The organism is Ciceribacter sp. L1K22 (genome assembly GCF_017599385.1).
In the GTDB taxonomy this organism is placed as follows: Bacteria; Pseudomonadota; Alphaproteobacteria; order Rhizobiales; family Rhizobiaceae; genus Allorhizobium.
In genome coordinates, this window is the sequence record NZ_JAGFPK010000001.1 from 1461553 (window position 1) to 1479431 (window position 17879).

The following is a 17879-nucleotide window of genomic DNA, read 5'->3' on the forward strand; positions in this document are numbered from 1 at the left end:
GTTATGCCGTCCCTAAAGCAGCCGGGGAAAACGCTTCCAGCGCCCCGACATAAGGCTTGTGGATCGGTGAGGCATAGGCGCCGCGCTTGGCGGTCGAAAGCCCGAGTGCCACAAGGCTTTCCGCCTGCTTGACCGCCGCGGCGACCCCGTCGATGACCGGCACGCCGAATTCGCGCCTGAGCTCAAGCGTCAGGTCGGCCATGCCGGCACAGCCAAGCACGATCGCCTCGGCCTTGTCCTCCCGCAGCGCGGTCGCGATCTCGTTGCGCAGCCGGTCGCGGGCGTTGGATTGCGGGTCCTCGAGCGACAGGACCGGAATGTCTGCTGCCCGAACCTTCACCTTGTCGGTCATGCCGTAGCGATGGACGAGATGTTCGAGCGGCAGTCGCGAGCGTTCCATGGTGGTGACGACGGTGATGCGCTGGGCGATGAACGACGCGGCCGACAGCGCCGCCTCGCAGATGCCGAGAACCGGGATGTCGGCGAGCGCGCGGGCGGCATCGAGCCCGGTGTCATCGAAGCAGGCGATCACGGCGGCAGAGGCGCCGTTGCGTTCTGCCCTCGATATCTCCAGCAGAAGGCCGGGCAGCGCCAGCGCCTCGTCGTAGTAACCTTCGATGGAGACCGGCCCCATGGACGAGGTGACAGCGTCGATGGCCGTGGTGTCGCTTGCCACCCGCCGGGCGGCATCCGCGATGGTCGCGGTCATGCTGGCCGTGGTGTTGGGATTGATGACGGCGATTTTCATGCTGGATCAACCCCGGCTGCGGCGACGGTTGATGCCGATGAGCAGCGCCAGGGTCCCGCCGATCACAAGGAAGGAAAACAGCGTCGTCACAGTGCCCAGCGCATAGAGCACCGGCGTCGTTACATTGGTGGTCATGCCGTAGATTTCGAGCGGCAGGGTGTTGTAGGTGCCGGATGTCATCAGCGTGCGGGCGAACTCGTCGTAGGAAAGCGTGAAGCCGAACAGGCCGACGCCGATCAGGCTCGGCAGGATCATCGGCAGCACCACATGGCGGAAGGTCTGCCACGACGTCGCGCCAAGATCGCGGGCGGCTTCCTCATAGGACGGCGAGAAACGGTTGAAGATCGCGAACATGATCAGCACGCCAAAGGGCAGCGTCCAGGTGAGATGGGCGCCAAAGCCGGAGGAATACCAGGCCGGCTGCAGGCCGAGCTGTGAGAACAGTACGCCGATGCCGAGCGAGATGATGATCGACGGCACGACGAGGCTTGCGACAGCGAGATAGAAGAGCGGCGTGGCACCGATGAACTTGCGGCGAAACGCGAGCCCCGCCAGCAGCGACACGATCACCGTGACGATCATTACCATCAGTCCCAGCGCGAAGGAGCGGCGGAAGGAACCACCAAAGTCGCCCACGGCCTGCTGTTCGAAGAGGTTGAAGAACCAGTGTACCGATACCCCGTTGAGCGGGAAGGTGAGGCCGCCGTTCGGTCCCTGGAAGGACAGGATCAGGATTGCCGACAGCGGGCCGTAGAGGAACAGCACGAACAGCGCGAAGAAGATCGCCAGAATGTAGAATTCGCGGGAGCGTTTGTCCGAGTTCATCTCAAAGCTCCTTGCGGATGTCGACGACGCGCAGGATGGCGGCGACCATGAGCAGCACGAGCACCAGCAGCACCACGGCATTGGCGGCCGCCGCCGGATACTGCAGCAGCGACATCTGGTTCTTCATCATCAGCGCGACGGAGGCACTCTGGCCGCCGGACATCACCTGCACGGTCGAGAAGTCGGCCATGACCAGCGTCACCACGAAGATGGTGCCGATCGCCATGCCGGGTTTGGACAGCGGAATGATCACATTGGTCAGGATCTGCAAGCCGGAGGCGCCGGCGTCGCGCGCGGCCTCTACCAGCGAACGGTCGATACGCATCATCGTGTTGAAGATCGGCGTCACCATGAACAGCGTGTAGAGGTGCACCATGGCGAGCACGACCGCGAAATCGGAATAGAGCAGCCATTCGATCGGCTGGTCGATGACACCGGCGCTGACCAGCGAGCTGTTGACGATGCCGTTTCGCCCGAGCACCGGGATCCAGGAGATCATGCGGATGATATTCGATGTCAGGAACGGCACGGTGCAGACGAGAAAGAGCACGCTCTGCATGGCGGCGGTGCGAATGTGGAAGGCGAGGAAATAGGCGACCCAGAAGCCGATGAAGAGTGTGATCGCCCACACCATGAAGGCATATTTCAGCGTGTTGAGATAGGTTTTCCAGGTAACCCAGGAGCCCAGCGTCTCGGTGTAGTTGAAGGTCACGAAATCGGGATACATCTGGGCGAAGTCGTAGTCCCAGAAGGAAACGGTCGCGATCATCAGGATCGGCAGGAGCAGGAAGGCGCCGAGGATCAGCGCCAGCGGCGTCGCCTGCAGGTAGGAGGCAAGCCACACCGGCAGCCTGATCTCGCGCTTCGGCCGAGGCTCGCCGGCGCCGATAAATCGCACTTCCACCATGGCACTGCGTCTCCTGTGGTTTCCGAAAGAACCGGACCGGGGAGGTGGCCCCTCATCCGGCTGCCGCCACCTTCTCCCCGTGGAACGGGGAGAAGGGACTTGTGGCACTGTCGGCGCTCCATCCCCCTTCTCCCCGCTGGCGGGGAGAAGGTCCCGGCAGGGGGAAGAGGGGCAAGCGCCTCAGCATTACGCCGCGATGAACTCGTTCCAGCGGCGGACCATGTAGCGGTCCTCGTCCATGACCGAGTTCCAGCAGGCGACCTTGCCCATGCGTTCCTCGAAGGAGCCGCCATCGCGGACGGCTCCGGCCTTTTCCATGACCTTGCCTTCCGGAGACATGATGTCGCCGGTCGCCGGCTTGCCCTCGATCCAGTAGCCCCATTCGTCGGCCGACATGAATTCCTTGGCGGTTTCCATGCAGGCAGAGTAGTAGCCTTGGCGATTGAGGTAACCGCCGACCCAGCCGGACGTGTACCAGTTGATGTACTCGTAGGCGGCGTCGAGCTGGGCGCCAGACAGGTGCGACGCAAGGCCGAGACCGCCGCCCCACGAGCGGTAGCCTTCCTTCAGCGGCTGGTACTTGCAGGCGATGCCCTTGGAGCGGACGGCGGCGACGGCCGGCGACCACATCGACTGGATGACCACTTCACCAGACGCCATCAGGTTGACCGACTCATCGAAGCTCTTCCAGAAGGCGCGGAACTGGCCGGCCTGCTTGGCCTTGATGAGGAAGTCGATCGTTGCATCGATCTCTTCCTTGGTCATGTTGCCCTTGTCGGCATAGGTGATGTTGCCCATCGCCTCCATGATCATCGCGGCGTCCATGATGCCGATCGACGGAATGTTGAGGATCGAGGTCTTGCCCTTGAAGGCCGGGTCCATGATGTCGGCCCAGGTGGTGATCTCGCGGCCTACGAGGTCGGGGCGGATGCCGAGCGTATCGGCGTTGTAGATCGTCGGCATCATCGTGAAGAACTCGGTCTCGCCCGATGCAAAGGTTTTGGCGTCCTTGCTTTCGACATAGCCAACCGTATGCGGCGCCGTGCCCTGCGCGATCACGCTGTCGGGCAGCAGTTTGCCGGTTTTGAAGAGCGGCACGACCTTGTCGTAGTATTTCAGCTTCGAGGTTTCCATCGGCTGGATCACGCCGGTCGGATAGACCTTCTTCAGGATCCAGTATTCGATGTCGGCGATGTCGTAGGAGTTCGGCTGGGTGACGGCGCGCTGGGCAGCAGCATCCGAATCCGTCGCCGTCATCTCGAGCGTGATGCCGAGGTCGGCCTTGCACTTCTCGGCGATGGCATTGATGTTCGACACGCCGGTGCCGAACTGGCGCAGCGTGATCGGATTTTGCGCCCAGATTGTCGGGAAACCGGTGATGGCACCCGAACCGGCTGCGAGGCCGGCGGCGGCAGAAGCGGTCTTCAACAGGCTGCGGCGGGTGATCCCGCTGCCGGCGGTGGTGGTTTTCTTCTTGGTCATGTCCCAGTTCTCCTCAGAGGTTTGTTGGTTTCGGGCATGCATGCGCGCGATCAGATCCCGGACGTACCGAGAACGATCACATCCGACGCCGCCCAGGAGAGCGGCACGGCATCGCCGACCTTGACGGGCAGCGCGAAGTATTCGGCGTCCGTGAGGACGACCGTGAAATCCTCGATGCCGGCCCCGTTCACCGCGATCTTCACGGAGGAGCCGAGATATTCGACGTTCGAGACGACGCCGTTGAAGCCGAGCAGGGGCTCGGGTTGGGTGCCGATGTGGATACGGTCCGTGCGGATCGCGAGATCGAGTGGCGCGCCGACCTCGGCCGGCGACGGTCCGGCAGCGAAACGGCCGCCACCGACGACTTCGATGATTGTGGAGGTCTCGCTCTTTTCGGCGACCTTGCCGGCTATAACGTCGTGGTTGCCCATGAAGCGGGCAACGAAGGCCGTTGCTGGCTGTTCGAATACGGTTCGCGGGGTTGCCGCCTGCTCGATCCTGCCGCCGCTCATGACGACGATCAGGTCGGCCAACGCCATCGCCTCTTCCTGGCTGTGGGTGACGTGGATGAAGCTGATGCCGAGCGACGTTTGCAGCTTCTTAAGTTCGGCGCGCATGCGGATTTTCAGGAACGGATCGAGGGCCGAGAGCGGCTCGTCGAGCAGCAGCGCCTCCGGCCGGGTGATCAGCGCACGGGCCAGCGCGACGCGTTGCTGCTGTCCGCCCGAAAGCTGAGCCGGCCGGCGGCTGGCATAGGGCTCCAGCTGCATCAGCTTGAGCATATCCAGCGCCTGCGCCCGGCGCGCCTCCTTCTCCGCCCCCTTCATCTTCAGGCTGAAGGCGACATTGTCGACGAGATCGAGGTGCGGGAAGAGCGCGTAGGACTGGAACATCATCGCCGTGCCGCGCGCGGCTGGCGGCAGGTCGGTCACATTGGCGTCGCCGAGCAGGATGTCGCCGGACGAGACGCTTTCGTGCCCCGCGATCATCCGGAGCGTTGAGGTCTTGCCGCATCCCGATGGCCCGAGCAGGCAGCAATAGGTTCCGGCAGGTATCTTCAGGCTGATCGGATGGACGGCGGTCGTCGTTCCATAGACCTTCGATACGGCGGCAAGTTCGATATCGGCGCTCTTCGTCATGACAGGCTCCAGTGCTGGAACATGTCATGCATAAGGCGTGCCATTTTGCTGCGGCGCACCTAACTTACTGAAAGATTAAGGTTTCGACGTGGTTGTTGAGTTGCATACGTATGCTACGCAATAGTGCATGCATAAAAATCACGCGAACGCATACAATTTATGTGCAGTTTTGTCGGCAATGTGAGTGGATCGGATCTTAGGGTGCTATTTCATTTGTCCGGCATCGGCGATACAAGAAGGCAACTGGAGCCAAAGATGAGAGCTGTTTCCAAAGCCGTGACCGTGTCCGACATGCCGCAGGAGGACCGCGCCCGCGCCATTCGCGATGCCCTGCGCGACGCGATCGTCGATCGACGGCTGGCGCCCGGCACGAAGCTTTCCGAAGCCGAGGTCGGAACACTCTTCGACGTCAGTCGCACGGTGGTGCGTGATGCCCTGCAGATGCTTGCCTTCGAGGGCCTGGTGAAGACGGAGCGAAACAGGGGGGCTTTTGTATCCAATCCGTCACCGGAGGAGGCGCGGCAGGTCTTCGCCTCTCGCCGTCTGATCGAGCCCGGTATTGTCGCTGCCGCTGCCGAACGCCTCACGCCTGCCGATATCCAGCTGTTTCGTGAGCACCTGAAGGAGGAGGCCCGCCACAAGAGCGAGCGCGGCGCCAATGCCCGGCGTGCCGAGATCAAGGCGTCTGGCGATTTTCACCTGTTGCTCGCGAGATTCTCCGGCAATGCCATTCTCGAAAAGTTCATGGACGAACTCGTCGCGCGTTCATCGCTGGTGATCGCGCTTTACGGCCGCACTGGGATCTCGAGCTGCGGCCATGATGACCACACCGAAATCCTCGACGCGTTGGAGCAGGGGGATGTGGCGGCTGCGACCGACCATATGCTGCACCACATCGCCCACATCGAGTCGGATCTCGACCTGCGCGAGGTTGAGGCAATGACGCTGAAGGACGCGCTGTCGCTTTGACGGACGGCTGCCGCGTCAGATGCGTGGCAGGTAGGTCTGGTAGTCGAAGCTGGAGACGGTGCGAAGGAACGCCATCGCTTCCTTGCGCTTGGTGTCGCCATAGATGCGCTGGTATTCCGCCCCGAAGATATCCCGGATGAAGTCCGAGGCGCGGAAACGCTCGACGGCGGTCAGGAAATCGTAGGTGAGCATATCGGGGTTTTCCGGCGCGCTGTCCGGGCTCGTCACCGGACCGGGATCGAGGTCTTCCTCAAGCCCGAGCAGGATGCCGCCGAGGATCGCGGCGAGCAGCAGGTGCGGGTTGGCGTCGGCACCGGCGACTCGATGCTCGATACGCGCCGCCGGGCCGTCCTTGTCCGGAATGCGGATGGCGGTCCCACGATTGCCGAAGCCCCAGTCGATCTTGTCGGGCGCGAAGGACCCCGGCTGGAAGCGGCGGTAGGAATTGGCAAACGGCGCGAAGATCAGCTGCGCCTCCTGCATGCTCTTCAGCATGCCGGCGGTGATCGACTTCAGCTTCAGCGGATCGCCGCCCTTGGCATCCAGTATGTTCTTGCCGTCCTTGTCGATGATCGAGCAGTGGACGTGCAGGCCCGAGCCGGCATGGTCGGCATAGGGCTTCGCCATGCAGGTGGCCTTGAGCCCATGCCGGCGGGCGGCGAAATCGGCGACGCGCTTCAGGTAGATGCAGTCGTCGGCGGCCGCCATCGCGTCGGCCTTGTGCAGCAGGTTCACCTCGAACTGACCGGGACCGAATTCGGCCGTGGTCGCGTCGGCCGGAAGCCCCATGTCGTCGCAGTAGCGGCGGATGGTTTCGAGAAAGTCCTCCATCGCGGCGGTCGCGCGCATGTCGTAGAGCTGGAAGCCCTCGACCTCGCCGTTCATGACCAGCGCCTTCGGTGGCATCGGTTTGCCGGTGTCGCGAAAATCCGGCTCGACCACATAAAATTCGAGTTCGGTCGCAACGACAGGCGTCAAGCCCTTGGCCTCGAAGCGTTTCAGTACGTTGGCGAGTATCGCGCGCGGGCAGATCTCGTGCGGCTTGCCATCCAGCTTATGCATGGTGGCGAGGACCTGCTTCGACCCTTCCGGACCCCAGGGCAGGGTCGTCAGCGAGTTGCGGTCGGCGACGCAGATACCATCGGGATCACCGAGTGTCAGCGAGATGCGCGTGATATCGTCATTGTCGTCGCCCCAGATGTCGAGAGACTGGGTCGAGGCCGGCAGACGCACGGTGTTCTTCCAGACTTTGTCCTCGGCCTTTATCGGGATCATCTTGCCGCGCAGGTCGCCGTTCATGCCGACGAGGAGAACTTCGATACGGGCTGACGATGCGTCGGCGGCCACAGGCTTTTCAGTCATGAAACGGCGTCTCACTGGCTTGTTTTTGAGATACTTGGCCGCAGTGAACCGCTGGTCGGTGCCCTTGCCAAACGCATCCGGGAAGGTCATGTTCGTAGCCGATAACCAACCGCCTTTCAATCAGGCACGGGTAAGGACCACGGAGAGGGAGATGGGCCCCTGTCCGCCGGTTTTCTTGCGCTTGTCTAGGAGATACCGTCATGACCAAGACTGCCGCATTGTCCAATCTCGCCGCCATCGATGCCGCCCATCACCTGCATCCCTTCTCCGACATGAAGAAGCTGAACGCGGCGGGCACCAAGATCATCAACCGGGCCGAGGGCTGCCATATCTGGGACTCCACCGGCAAGCAGTACATCGATGCCTTTGCCGGCCTCTGGTGCGTCAATGTCGGCTACGGCCGCAAGTCGATCGCCGATGCGGCCTATGCGCAGATGCAGGAACTGCCCTACTACAACACCTTCTTCGGCACGACGACGCCGCCTGCGACCCTGCTCGCCCAGAAGATCGCCAGCCACACCGCCGGCAAGCTCAACCACGTCTTCTTCACCAATTCCGGCTCGGAAGCCTCCGATACCTGGTTCCGCATGGCGCGCGTCTACTGGAAGGCGCTTGGTCACGAGACGAAGACCCAGGTGATTGCGCGCAAGAATGCCTATCACGGCTCCACCGTCGCCGGCGCCTCGCTTGGCGGCATGAAGTGGATGCATGAACAGGGCAACCTGCCGATCGACGGCATCCACCACATCGGCCAACCCTACTGGTATGCCGAGGGCGGCGACCTGTCTCCGGAAGCATTTGGCCTCAAGGTCGCGAAGGAACTGGAGGATAAGATCCTCGAACTCGGCGAGGACAATGTCGCCGCCTTCGTCGCGGAGCCGATCCAGGGCGCCGGCGGCGTCATCGTGCCGCCGTCGACCTACTGGCCGGAAATCAAGCGCATCGCCGCAAAGTACAAGATCCTGCTGGTCGCCGACGAAGTGATCAGCGGCTTCGGCCGGCTCGGCACCTGGTTCGGCCACCAGTACTACGATTTCGAGCCGGACCTCGCGCCGATCGCAAAGGGTTTGTCATCCGGCTACCTTCCAATCGGCGGCGTGCTCATCTCGCAACGGGTTGCCAAGGTCATGGTCGAGGAACTCGGCGACTTCTACCACGGTTACACCTATTCCGGTCACCCGGTTGCCGCGGCGGCCGCGCTGGAAAACCTTCGCATCATCGAGGAGGAGGGACTGGTCGAGCGGGTCCGTGACGATGCCGGTCCGTATCTCGCCAAGGCGCTCGCCTCGCTTGCCGACCACGACTTGGTCGGCGAAGTCGTCAGCGTGGGCCTGATGGCTGCCGTCCAGATTGCCGCCGACAAGTCGACCCGCCGCCGCTATGCCAAACCCGACGATATCGGGACGCTGGTGCGCAACCAGTGCGTCGATGCCGGTGTCATCCTGCGCGCCACGGGCGACCGCATGCTGTTCTCGCCACCGCTGATCATCTCGCACTCCGAGATCGACCAGGCTGTCGAAACCCTGCACAAGGGCCTCGACTGGCTGAAGGACAATCACCGGGAATAGCTCTCGTTCGAAGGCGCGTCTCCCGATTGGGAGACGCATCTGAGCCGCGTTGCTCAATAATATGTGTTATATAGTGGCGGTCTCACCTGAGGGGCGCCATGAGAATACGTGTCGATATTCCGCGGTCCCACCTGGACGCGCTCGATAGGCTTGCGAGCGAACGCAAAGTGTCCCGTGCCGCCCTTATCCGCGAAGCAGTCGATGAATTGCTCAGTAAAGAGAGGACCGAAACCGTCCGCGACGCCTTTGGTCTTTGGAATGGCGAGCTTAACGGCCTCGCATTCCAGCGAAAGCTGCGTCATGAATGGTAATGATGCTGTTCTACACCGACGTGCTCATCAACTACCTGAACTGCGTATGATCATTCGTATGCCTCAAGGCATGAACTGCCCGCCATTGACGTCGATCGTCTGCCCGGTGACGTAGCCCGAGAGCATGTCCGACGCAAGGAAGAGATAGGCGCCGACGCAATCCTGCGCCGTTCCCGTCCGTTGCAGCGGCACGCTTCCCGCGACGGAATCAAGCTGGCCGGGCAGGGCGTACTTGTCCTGGAACGGCGTGGTGATGACGCCCGGCGCCACCGCGTTGACGCGGATGTTATGCTTGCCGAATTCCAGCGCCATGCCCTTGGTCACCGCCGCGACGAAGGCCTTGGACGAACCATAGACGCCGGAGCCTGCCGTGCCGCCCGTCCGGGCTGCGACAGAGGTCGTGTTGACGATGAAGCCGCCTTGCTTCTTAAGGTGGGGCAGGGCCGCGCGGCTGGTCGAGATCACCGAGCGCGCGTTGACGTCCATGACCTTGTCGTAGTGCTCGTCGGTCATCTCCTCGTAGAGCACGCGCGCGATCATGCTGCCGGCATTGTTGACGACCCCGTCCAGCCGTCCGAATGTCTTGGCGACCTTCTCCACCGCCGCAGCCATCTCTTCCGACACGGCGGCATCGCCCTGCGCGAGCACGACAGCGCCGCCCGCCTGCTCGATGTCCCGCGCGATCGCATGCGCCGCTTCCGTGTTCGAATTGTAGTGCAGGCCAACCAGCGCACCTTGCGCCGCAAAAGCATAGGCGAGCGCCGCGCCGATGCCGCTCGATGCGCCGGTGATCAGCACGGCCTTGCCGCGGAGGTCGGGGATAGTGAGAGTGTCGGTCATGAAGGTCTCCTTCCGTTGAGAGCGGAGACTAGCTCATGTCCGGTTGTCTGACCACCCAGGCTCAGGATCGATGCCGTAGCAGGGGTGAGGCGTCCGCGCTTTTTTATAGTACGGCCAGCCAGCGGTCGAAGACGGGCCGATCCGCCGAAGCCGTCAGCAGGGTCGATCGATCTCGTCCGCCGCTTGTCCACGCCTGCCGCGCTTCGCTGGGCGAGCAATCGAACAGCGCCCTGAAGGCACGGCTGAACTGAGCTTCGCTGGAAAAGCACAGTGCATCGCTGATCTCGCCCAATCGCAGCTGCGGTTCTCGCGACAGCATCCTGGCAGCCTCCCGAAGCCTTGCCTCCCGGATGCAGCTCGCGACACCGCCGCGCGGTTCGAACAGACGGTAGAGCACGGAGCGGGAGATACCGATGGAGCGCGCGACATAGTCGGGATCGAGTTTGGGATTGTGGAGGTTGGCATTGATGAACGCCCTGGCCTTGTCGAGCGCGACGAGGTTCAAGCCACCGCTGGCGAGTGCTGCGTGGCGCTCCGCAGGGTTGAGGCAGGCTGCAATGACGGTGGGGGTCAGTGCCGTGATGGACTCGATCGATCCCGCATCAAGATTGGGCCCGTGCCGCATCAGCGCCGCGACATGATCCGCAAGAACCATGGCCGAGCCGTGGTTGAGTGACAGCGCATGAAAGTCGCTCAGACGCCCGCTGTCGCTTCCAAGCATGCGACGCGGCACCACGAGAGACAGGTTGCGGCCCGGCGTGATGCTCTCCTCGGTCACTTGCGCCAGATCGATGATGCGCAGGGAGGCGGGTCTCTGCATGTCATCGAGATCGACCCTGATCAGCAGATGATCGAGAAAGTCTTTCAGGGTGCGCCTGCGGGACCGGCTGTGGCGAAAGCTCCGACTTTCCATCGAACTGACAAGCATCGAACCGAGATGCAGGCTGACGATTTCCCCGGAGAAAGACTGACTATCCTCGCGCTGAAGCGCTTCCATGTCGAACATGGTCCCGATCCGGGCGCGGAAGGCGTCGAACCGATCCTCGGCTGCGTGAGCATCGGTGGAAAAGCGCTGTGTCGCGACGAGTCCTGGTCGCATCGTCCTCCTCCCGGCGGTCGATATTTGAACTTCGGGACGCAGACGCAAGGCTGCGCAGCCGAAAGGGACACCCTGCTTAGGCGAATTTGGACGCCAGGGCTATATCCCGCTCCATCCATTTTTGGGCGGAAGGGGAGATCCGATGAGAATGCTGATCCTGTCTTTGCTGGTCACCGTCGCCGTTTTGCCGCTCGGCTCGCAAGCCGTTGCCGGCGATGTCGCCGCTCTGTGCGATCGCTTTGCGGCAAGCCCGAACGACCGTGATCTAGGCGCCGCCGGTATTCCTCTGGGGCAAGTGGACGGACTGAAGGCGAAGGAAGCCTGCGAGCCGGCGTTAGCCGCCGATCCTACGAATGCGCGTCTTGCCTTCCAGCTTGGGCGGACCGAGGAAAAGCTCGGCAACTACGAACGGGCCCGCCAGCTTCTCGAGCAGGCATCGGCCGGCGGTTATGCCCTCGCGGACGTCGAACTTGGTATCTTCCACGAGGATGCGCTGGGCGGACTCGAACAGGATTATGCGAAGGCGATGCAGTCCTATCTCAAGGCATCGGCCGCCGGTTATGCCGTGGCCGACAACAATATCGCCGTCCTCTACGAGAACGGATTGGGAGTGTCTGCGGATCCGGCAAAGGCACTTGAATGGTACCGCAAGGCCGCAGCCGCCGACTATATGTCTGGCGTGGGCAATCTCGCCTGGTTGCTGGAGCACAATCCGGACCTGTCAAAAGATCCCTCCGAAATGGTGGAGGCCTACAAGCGCGCAGCAGCGGCCGGTATCGACTATGCGCTGACGCGGCTTGGCGTCTTTTATCGTGATGGCCTTTTCGGCGTCGAACAGGATGCCGGCAAGGCGGTCGCGGCCTTTGAGGCGGCTGCTGAAAAGGGTGACGGTTGGGCCGAGCTCTATCTCGCGCAGGTCCTGCTCTCTCCCTATCCGGGGGTGGCCAATGCCGTGCGCGCCCAGGACATACTGCAGTCGCTGTCCGACAACGACGACGCTGCGCTTCGCGCGGAGGTGCTGGTCACACGGGCGATGGCTGTGCTCCGCAATGGCGGAACGAGAGCCGAGGCGAGGGACCTCGTGAGGCAGGCGATAGAGGCGGACCCCGACAGCGCGGCCGTTCATGCCGCGAGAGCTGAGGTGTTGCGGCGGGAAAGCGACCTTCATGCGGCTGACGACGCCCTCGCGGAAGCGATCGCCGTCGATCCGGGCTTCAAGCCTTTTTATGTCGCAAGACAGTCCGTCTTGCGGGAGCTTGGGCGCGACGAGGAAGCGGCTGCTCTTGGCAAGGATATGGAACACGCCCGATATGGCGCGTTCTTTGCCGGTCTGTGACCTGTCGGCAGTGGTTTTGCGGAGTCGGAGCGTCCTTCATCGGAAGGGCGCTCCCGGTTTCATCTGACGGATCTACGCCGCCTTCCAATCGAATGGCAGCGGTGCCTCGCGGAAGGCGAAGCGGTCGAGGTGGCTCGAAACCACGCCCTTCATCCGCTCCAGCACGTCGGGCGAGACCGCTTCGAGTTCGACGGTAAGGGCAGCGGCATCCGCCGTCATCACCGCCGTCGCCTCGGGGAATTTTACGATGCCCCTCGGCTCTTCCAACTCAACATCGAGCTTGTGGGCCCAGTGCTTGCAGAGTTGCTGCAGATATTTCCAGCCGTTTTCCGTCGGCACGGTCGCGATCGCCTTGGTCATGATCAGAGCCTCTCGATCTTGCCGACGGCCTCGTCGAGAATGCGGGCGACCTCGAGCTGGATATCCCGCGTCACGCCATCCTGGGACAGGCGTTCGTGGAGCGCCGTCTTCAGGTTCTGCATCGCCCGGCGGACCGGCGCAGCGTCGGTGCGTTCTGTCACCTTCGCCAAGGCCGCGAGGCGAGCCATTGCCGTGTGGACCTCATCCGCACGCTCCACCAGATGCTGCCGTCCGGCCTCGGTGATGGCGAGCAGCTTGCGCGGCCCGTCGGACTGCTGTTCGTCGGCAAGCCCCATATCGATCAGCAGTGTCATCGTCGGATAGACGACGCCGGGGCTCGGTGCATAGGCGCCGCCGGTCCGGCTCTCGATTTCGCGGATCAGGTCATAGCCATGCCGCGGCTGTTCCTCGATCAGTTTCAGCAGCACGAGCCGCAGTTCGCCACCGTCGAACATCCGCCGGCGCTCGCCGCGACCGCGTGGTCCGCCGCCAAAGGGGGCGCCGAGGAAACCGCTGCGCATGGCATGAATTGCCTCCCGAAATTCCTGGTGGCGGGCATCGCCACAATGAAAATGTCTCATGTCTATCTCCGTTCGCTTTAAACTGCATCTAAGATATATCTTAATGTTATCTTTTCAAGCGCAGGTGAGAAGTTTTTCCGTTCCACGCCGACCTTGTCTTGGAGAGGGCGGGCGGCTTGACCTATGGTTTGAAAAAAGGACTCAGCACCGGGAGAAACGCCATGTCTGAACGCAAGCACGAATACAGGGTCACCGTGCGGTGGAAGGGCAACCTTGGTACCGGCACGTCAGGTTATAGGGCCTACAGTCGCGATCATGTCATCTCGGCTGCGGGCAAGCCGGATATCGAGGCATCTTCCGATGCCGCGTTCCGCGGCGACCCGGCGCGGTGGAACCCCGAAGACATGTTCCTCGCTTCGCTCTCTGCCTGTCACAAGCTCTGGTATCTGCATTTCTGCGCCGTCTCCGGTGTCGTCGTCATGGAGTACGAGGACAATGCCGAGGGGGTGATGGAGATGGACGAGGAGGGCAGCGGCCGATTCACCGACGTGGTGCTGAAGCCACGCGTGACGATCAAGGCCGGCACCTATCCGGACATAGCCCGCGAACTGCACGAGGATGCGCATGAGAAGTGCTTCATCGCCAATTCGGTGAACTTCCCGGTCCGCTGTGAACCGGTGATCATCGAGGCCTGAACGGTCGGGTTACTCCCTCAGGGCGGCGATCAGCGCACGCAGAGCCGGCGGCGATTGTCGTCGGCTCGGATGATAGAGGTGAAGGCCGGGAAAGGGCAGGCACCAGGCGTCGAGCACCTGCACCAACCGCCCGGCCGCGATGTCGTCTGCGACCTCTTCTTCCATCATGTAGCCCAGTCCCGCGCCGGCGCGAACGACCGCCGCCATCAGGCCGCCATCGTTTGCAACGAATTGGCCGGTGGTGCGCACGCGAAATTCACGGCCGCCCTCGTCCATGTCCCACGCCATAAGCGCGCCGCTCTTCATGCGGAAGTTCACGCAGACATGGTTTGCCAGATCGGCCGGCGTCCTGGGTGGTGGGTGCCGTTCGAAATAGCCGGGCGTGCCGACGACAATAGTGCGCAGCGGCGGACCGATCGGGATCGCGATCATGTCCTTGTCGACGGACATATGAAAACGGATGCCGGCATCGAAGCCTTCGGTAACGATGTCCGCCAGACGGTCCTCGACGTTTACCTCCACCTTCACGTCCGGGTGGTCGAGCAGGAAACGCGGCAGTTTCCGCATCAGCACCGTCTGCGCCGCATAGGTCGAAGCGGTGATCCGAACGGTCCCGGAAACGCTGTCTCGCCAATGGGACAGCGCGGCGAGCCCATCCTCGATACTCGCCAGTGCCGGGTTGATCGAGTCGAGCAACCGTTCACCCGCCTCGGTTGGCGCTACGCTGCGCGTTGTGCGCGCCAGTAGTCGCACGTCGAGCCGCTGCTCTAGATTTCTCATGGCATGGCTGAGCGCCGAAGCGGAAATTCCAAGCCTGGCGGCAGCCTTCGTGAAGCTGCATTCCCGCGCGACGGTGGCGAATGCCAGAAGATCGTTGAGTTCGTTGCGCTCCATTCATGAAAATCTCTCACAAACCTATACGGCCGGCAACCGCTAATCCCGGGATGCCGGTGCATTACCTTCTGTCCTGAAGCTACAGAAGGATAAACCACATGAGCCTCACCCAATATCGCACACTTGGCCGATCCGGCCTCATCGTCAGCCCGCTGGCTCTTGGCACCATGACTTTCGGAGCCGGGCGATGGGGGGCCGGCGAAAAGACAGCGCACGCTCTTTTCGATGCCTATGTCGGTGCCGGCGGCAACTTCATCGACACCGCCGATATTTATTCCGCCGGCCGCAGCGAGGAGATGCTGGGCGATTTCGTCGCCCACAGTGGCCAGCGCGACCGGTTGATCATCGCAACCAAGTCGGGCTTCCCGCGTGGTGAGGGGACGCCACTCTGGGGTGGAAACGGCGCAAAGAACATTCGGCTCGGGATCGAAGGCTCCCTGAAACGCCTGAAGACCGACTACATCGACATGTACTGGATGCACGTCTGGGATCGCGTCACGCCCGCCGAAGAAGTTATCGATACGCTGGCCACCGCGGTGCGATCCGGCAAGATCCTGCACTATGGCTTCTCCAACACGCCGGCCTGGTACGTGTCGAAGGTCGCAACCCTAGCTGCCGCCCATGGGCTCTCTGCACCGGTGGGCTTGCAATATTCCTACTCGCTGATCGAGCGCGGCGTCGAGCTGGAAGTCCTGCCCGCCGGCGAGGAACTGGCGATGGGCCTCGTGCCGTGGAGTCCGCTGGCCTTTGGCCTGCTGACTGGCAAATACGGCCGCGACATGCTGGATCAGGCCAGCCGGGCGACCGACCTTCCCAACAAGGACGGCGAGGTTACCGAGAACGATAGCGACGGTCGCCTGAACGGTGACAACCCCTATGGTGGCATGCTCTTTACCGAGCGCAATTTCAATATTGTTGACGTTGTGAAGGAGATCGCCGGCGAACTGGGCCGCTCTCCTGCGGAGGTGGCGCTCGCCTGGGTTACCAAGCGGAAAGGCGTCTCGTCAGTCCTGATCGGCGCGAGCCGTGTTGAGCAACTGACCCAGAACATCGCCTCGCTTGACATCACCTTCGCCGACGACCAGCTTCGCCGGCTGGACGAGGTCAGCACCCTGCCGCTGCTCAATCCCTATTTCATCTTCCAGATGCCATCCGAGGCGCTCTTCGGTGGCTCGAACGTGACTGGCTGGCGCCAAGGTTAAGCGGTTTGACGGCGATCCTGCGGGATCGCCGTCAATTTATTGGAATGCTGTCTCGTAGAAGCTGCGAAGCTTGCGGGAGTGAAGCTTCTCCGTCGGCATTTCCGAGAGTTTCTGCAGGGCCCTGATGCCGATCTGCAAATGCTGGCTGACCTGTGTCTTGTAGAAGGCCGTCGCCATCCCCGGAAGTTTTAGCTCGCCGTGCAGCGGCTTGTCGGAGACGCAGAGCAGCGTGCCGTAGGGAACGCGGAACCGGAAGCCGTTGGCGGCGATGGTTGCCGATTCCATGTCGAGCGCGATGGCGCGCGCCTGGGAGAGACGCTTGACCGGTCCCCGCATGTCGCGCAGTTCCCAGTTGCGGTTGTCGATCGTCGCGACCGTGCCTGTGCGCATGATCCGCTTGAGCTCGAAGCCCTCGTAGCCCGTGATTTCCTCAACCGCATCCTCAAGCGCGAGCTGCACTTCCGCAAGCGCCGGGATCGGCACCCAGACCGGCAGGTCGTCGTCGAGCACGTGATCTTCCCGCATATAGGCGTGCGCCAGGACATAGTCGCCAAGCCGCTGGCTGTTGCGCAGGCCGGCGCAGTGGCCGAGCATGAGCCACGCATGCGGTCTGAGCACCGCGATGTGGTCGGTGATCGTCTTGGCGTTCGAAGGACCGACGCCGATATTGACCATGGTGATGCCGCCGTGGCCGCGCATCTTGAGGTGATAGGCCGGCATCTGCGGCAGGCGTCCGAGCGGCGCGCCGCTGTCAGGTGCGCTCGCGCCCGCCGGCGTGATGATGTTTCCGGGTTCGACGAATTCGGTGTAGCCACCGCCGCCTTCCGCCATCAGCTTGCGGGCATAGTTGCAGAATTCGTCGACATAGAACTGGTAGTTCGTGAACAGCACGAAATTCTGGAAATGCGCGGCGCTGGTCGCCGTGTAGTGCGACAATCGGGCCAGCGAATAGTCGATGCGCTGCGCGGTGAACGGCGCAAGCGGGTGCGGTTCGCCGGGACGCGGCTCGTATTCGCCGTTGGCGATCTCGTCATCCGTGACGGTCAGGTCCGGGGTATCGAACACGTCGCGCAACTGCATGTCGACGAGGCCGGTCGCCTCAGCCTCCACATGCGCGCCCTCGGCGAAGGCGAAATGAAGCGGGATCGGCGTTTCGGACTGTGACACGACCACGGGAACCTGATGGTTGCGCATCAGGTGGCCGAGCTGCTCGACAAGATAGTGGCGGAAAAGCTGGGGCCGGGTGACGGTGGTCGTATAGAGGCCGGGCGCGGTGACATGGCCGTAGGAAAGGCGGGTGTCGACATGGCCGAAACTCGTCGTTTCGATGCCGACTTGCGGGTAGAAGGCACGGTAGCGTCCGGTGACCGGTGCGCCCTTCGCCAGCGAGGAAAACGCATCGATCAGGAAGGTCGTATTGCGCTCGTAGAGGCTCGCAAGCGTTTCGACTGCGGCCTTCGGGTCATCGAAGACCTGAGGCTCGAACGGCTCGGGGCATATGAAATTGACGGGGGTGAGGGGAGAGATTCGCTTGTCCATGCGCCATTATATATGGAAGCTTTTGACAAGCAAACGACGGCTGAAAAGCGAAAAACGGCCGCCGAAGCGACCGTTTTCCCCT

Annotated in this window: 18 protein-coding genes; 6 read left to right on the top strand and 12 right to left on the bottom strand. The window is 62.5% G+C overall.

Features of this window, described 5'->3' with window-relative positions; translation table 11 throughout:
- Position 1: 1 nt before the first annotated feature.
- The 5 genes from J5J09_RS07325 to J5J09_RS07345 all read right to left on the bottom strand — a co-directional run bounded on the left by J5J09_RS07325 (position 2) and on the right by J5J09_RS07345 (position 5101).
- Positions 2–748 (bottom strand): aspartate/glutamate racemase family protein, encoded by a 747-nt coding sequence (locus tag J5J09_RS07325; protein ID WP_208549008.1) that lies wholly within the window; start codon positions 746–748, stop codon positions 2–4.
- A gap of 6 nt (positions 749–754) precedes the next feature.
- Positions 755–1573 (bottom strand): ABC transporter permease, encoded by an 819-nt coding sequence (locus J5J09_RS07330; protein WP_208549009.1) that lies wholly within the window; start codon positions 1571–1573, stop codon positions 755–757.
- 1 nt (position 1574) lies between these two features.
- Positions 1575–2480, bottom strand: a complete 906-nt coding sequence (locus J5J09_RS07335) for an ABC transporter permease (protein ID WP_208549010.1) — start codon at positions 2478–2480, stop codon at positions 1575–1577.
- A 186-nt stretch (positions 2481–2666) separates the two neighbouring features.
- The gene (locus J5J09_RS07340; protein ID WP_208549011.1) at positions 2667–3962 is read right to left on the bottom strand and encodes a PotD/PotF family extracellular solute-binding protein; all 1296 of its coding nucleotides are present in this window, start codon (positions 3960–3962) and stop codon (positions 2667–2669) included.
- Positions 3963–4012: 50 nt separating this feature from the next.
- A complete protein-coding gene (locus tag J5J09_RS07345) occupies positions 4013–5101 on the bottom strand; it encodes an ABC transporter ATP-binding protein (protein WP_208549012.1) in 1089 nt (362 codons plus the stop codon).
- Between the two features lie 255 nt (positions 5102–5356).
- Here J5J09_RS07345 and J5J09_RS07350 point away from each other — a divergent pair, with 255 nt between their 5' ends.
- A complete protein-coding gene (locus J5J09_RS07350) occupies positions 5357–6070 on the top strand; it encodes a GntR family transcriptional regulator (RefSeq protein ID WP_208549013.1) in 714 nt (237 codons plus the stop codon).
- A gap of 15 nt (positions 6071–6085) precedes the next feature.
- Here the strand turns inward: J5J09_RS07350 and J5J09_RS07355 are convergent, their stop codons facing one another.
- Positions 6086–7432 (bottom strand): glutamine synthetase family protein, encoded by a 1347-nt coding sequence (locus tag J5J09_RS07355; RefSeq protein ID WP_208549014.1) that lies wholly within the window; start codon positions 7430–7432, stop codon positions 6086–6088.
- Between the two features lie 200 nt (positions 7433–7632).
- On the opposite strand from J5J09_RS07355, the gene J5J09_RS07360 reads away from it, so the two are divergent.
- Entirely contained in the window at positions 7633–9000 is a 1368-nt protein-coding gene (locus J5J09_RS07360) for an aspartate aminotransferase family protein (protein WP_208549015.1), read from the top strand.
- A gap of 98 nt (positions 9001–9098) precedes the next feature.
- Positions 9099–9311 (top strand): ribbon-helix-helix protein, CopG family, encoded by a 213-nt coding sequence (locus J5J09_RS07365; protein WP_208549016.1) that lies wholly within the window; start codon positions 9099–9101, stop codon positions 9309–9311.
- Positions 9312–9374: 63 nt separating this feature from the next.
- Here J5J09_RS07365 and J5J09_RS07370 read toward each other — a convergent pair whose 3' ends face one another.
- Positions 9375–10151 (bottom strand): SDR family NAD(P)-dependent oxidoreductase, encoded by a 777-nt coding sequence (locus tag J5J09_RS07370; protein ID WP_208549017.1) that lies wholly within the window; start codon positions 10149–10151, stop codon positions 9375–9377.
- A 103-nt stretch (positions 10152–10254) separates the two neighbouring features.
- Positions 10255–11250 carry an AraC family transcriptional regulator gene (locus tag J5J09_RS07375; protein ID WP_208549018.1) on the bottom strand — a complete coding sequence of 332 codons (996 nt, stop codon included), beginning with the start codon at positions 11248–11250 and terminating at the stop codon, positions 10255–10257.
- Between the two features lie 142 nt (positions 11251–11392).
- Between J5J09_RS07375 and J5J09_RS07380 the strand changes: the two genes are divergently transcribed.
- Complete coding sequence (locus tag J5J09_RS07380; RefSeq protein WP_208549019.1) at positions 11393–12586, top strand: tetratricopeptide repeat protein; 1194 nt, start codon at positions 11393–11395, stop codon at positions 12584–12586.
- A gap of 72 nt (positions 12587–12658) precedes the next feature.
- On the opposite strand, the gene J5J09_RS07385 is transcribed toward J5J09_RS07380, so the two are convergent.
- Positions 12659–12946 carry a DUF2218 domain-containing protein gene (locus tag J5J09_RS07385; protein ID WP_208549020.1) on the bottom strand — a complete coding sequence of 96 codons (288 nt, stop codon included), beginning with the start codon at positions 12944–12946 and terminating at the stop codon, positions 12659–12661.
- 2 nt (positions 12947–12948) lie between these two features.
- Positions 12949–13527: a PadR family transcriptional regulator gene (locus tag J5J09_RS07390; RefSeq protein WP_208549021.1), complete on the bottom strand. Its 579-nt coding sequence runs from the start codon at positions 13525–13527 to the stop codon at positions 12949–12951.
- Positions 13528–13688: 161 nt separating this feature from the next.
- Between J5J09_RS07390 and J5J09_RS07395 the strand changes: the two genes are divergently transcribed.
- Positions 13689–14162, top strand: coding sequence for an OsmC family protein (locus tag J5J09_RS07395; RefSeq protein ID WP_208549022.1), 474 nt, complete (start codon positions 13689–13691; stop codon positions 14160–14162).
- A gap of 9 nt (positions 14163–14171) precedes the next feature.
- On the opposite strand, the gene J5J09_RS07400 is transcribed toward J5J09_RS07395, so the two are convergent.
- Positions 14172–15056, bottom strand: coding sequence for a LysR family transcriptional regulator (locus J5J09_RS07400; protein WP_208549023.1), 885 nt, complete (start codon positions 15054–15056; stop codon positions 14172–14174).
- A 98-nt stretch (positions 15057–15154) separates the two neighbouring features.
- Between J5J09_RS07400 and J5J09_RS07405 the strand changes: the two genes are divergently transcribed.
- Positions 15155–16258, top strand: coding sequence for an aldo/keto reductase (locus tag J5J09_RS07405; protein ID WP_208549024.1), 1104 nt, complete (start codon positions 15155–15157; stop codon positions 16256–16258).
- 36 nt (positions 16259–16294) lie between these two features.
- Here J5J09_RS07405 and J5J09_RS07410 read toward each other — a convergent pair whose 3' ends face one another.
- The gene (locus J5J09_RS07410) at positions 16295–17797 is read right to left on the bottom strand and encodes an AMP nucleosidase (protein WP_208549025.1); all 1503 of its coding nucleotides are present in this window, start codon (positions 17795–17797) and stop codon (positions 16295–16297) included.
- Positions 17798–17879 lie beyond the last annotated feature (82 nt).

Coding starts and splice junctions, on each gene's coding strand:
- J5J09_RS07325 (WP_208549008.1), bottom strand. CDS start 748: ATGAAAATCGCCGTCATCAATCCCAACACCACGGCCAGCATGACCGCG.
- J5J09_RS07330 (WP_208549009.1), bottom strand. CDS start 1,573: ATGAACTCGGACAAACGCTCCCGCGAATTCTACATTCTGGCGATCTTC.
- J5J09_RS07335 (WP_208549010.1), bottom strand. CDS start 2,480: ATGGTGGAAGTGCGATTTATCGGCGCCGGCGAGCCTCGGCCGAAGCGC.
- J5J09_RS07340 (WP_208549011.1), bottom strand. CDS start 3,962: ATGACCAAGAAGAAAACCACCACCGCCGGCAGCGGGATCACCCGCCGC.
- J5J09_RS07345 (WP_208549012.1), bottom strand. CDS start 5,101: ATGACGAAGAGCGCCGATATCGAACTTGCCGCCGTATCGAAGGTCTAT.
- J5J09_RS07350 (WP_208549013.1), top strand. CDS start 5,357: ATGAGAGCTGTTTCCAAAGCCGTGACCGTGTCCGACATGCCGCAGGAG.
- J5J09_RS07355 (WP_208549014.1), bottom strand. CDS start 7,432: ATGACTGAAAAGCCTGTGGCCGCCGACGCATCGTCAGCCCGTATCGAA.
- J5J09_RS07360 (WP_208549015.1), top strand. CDS start 7,633: ATGACCAAGACTGCCGCATTGTCCAATCTCGCCGCCATCGATGCCGCC.
- J5J09_RS07365 (WP_208549016.1), top strand. CDS start 9,099: ATGAGAATACGTGTCGATATTCCGCGGTCCCACCTGGACGCGCTCGAT.
- J5J09_RS07370 (WP_208549017.1), bottom strand. CDS start 10,151: ATGACCGACACTCTCACTATCCCCGACCTCCGCGGCAAGGCCGTGCTG.
- J5J09_RS07375 (WP_208549018.1), bottom strand. CDS start 11,250: ATGCGACCAGGACTCGTCGCGACACAGCGCTTTTCCACCGATGCTCAC.
- J5J09_RS07380 (WP_208549019.1), top strand. CDS start 11,393: ATGAGAATGCTGATCCTGTCTTTGCTGGTCACCGTCGCCGTTTTGCCG.
- J5J09_RS07385 (WP_208549020.1), bottom strand. CDS start 12,946: ATGACCAAGGCGATCGCGACCGTGCCGACGGAAAACGGCTGGAAATAT.
- J5J09_RS07390 (WP_208549021.1), bottom strand. CDS start 13,527: ATGAGACATTTTCATTGTGGCGATGCCCGCCACCAGGAATTTCGGGAG.
- J5J09_RS07395 (WP_208549022.1), top strand. CDS start 13,689: ATGTCTGAACGCAAGCACGAATACAGGGTCACCGTGCGGTGGAAGGGC.
- J5J09_RS07400 (WP_208549023.1), bottom strand. CDS start 15,056: ATGGAGCGCAACGAACTCAACGATCTTCTGGCATTCGCCACCGTCGCG.
- J5J09_RS07405 (WP_208549024.1), top strand. CDS start 15,155: ATGAGCCTCACCCAATATCGCACACTTGGCCGATCCGGCCTCATCGTC.
- J5J09_RS07410 (WP_208549025.1), bottom strand. CDS start 17,797: ATGGACAAGCGAATCTCTCCCCTCACCCCCGTCAATTTCATATGCCCC.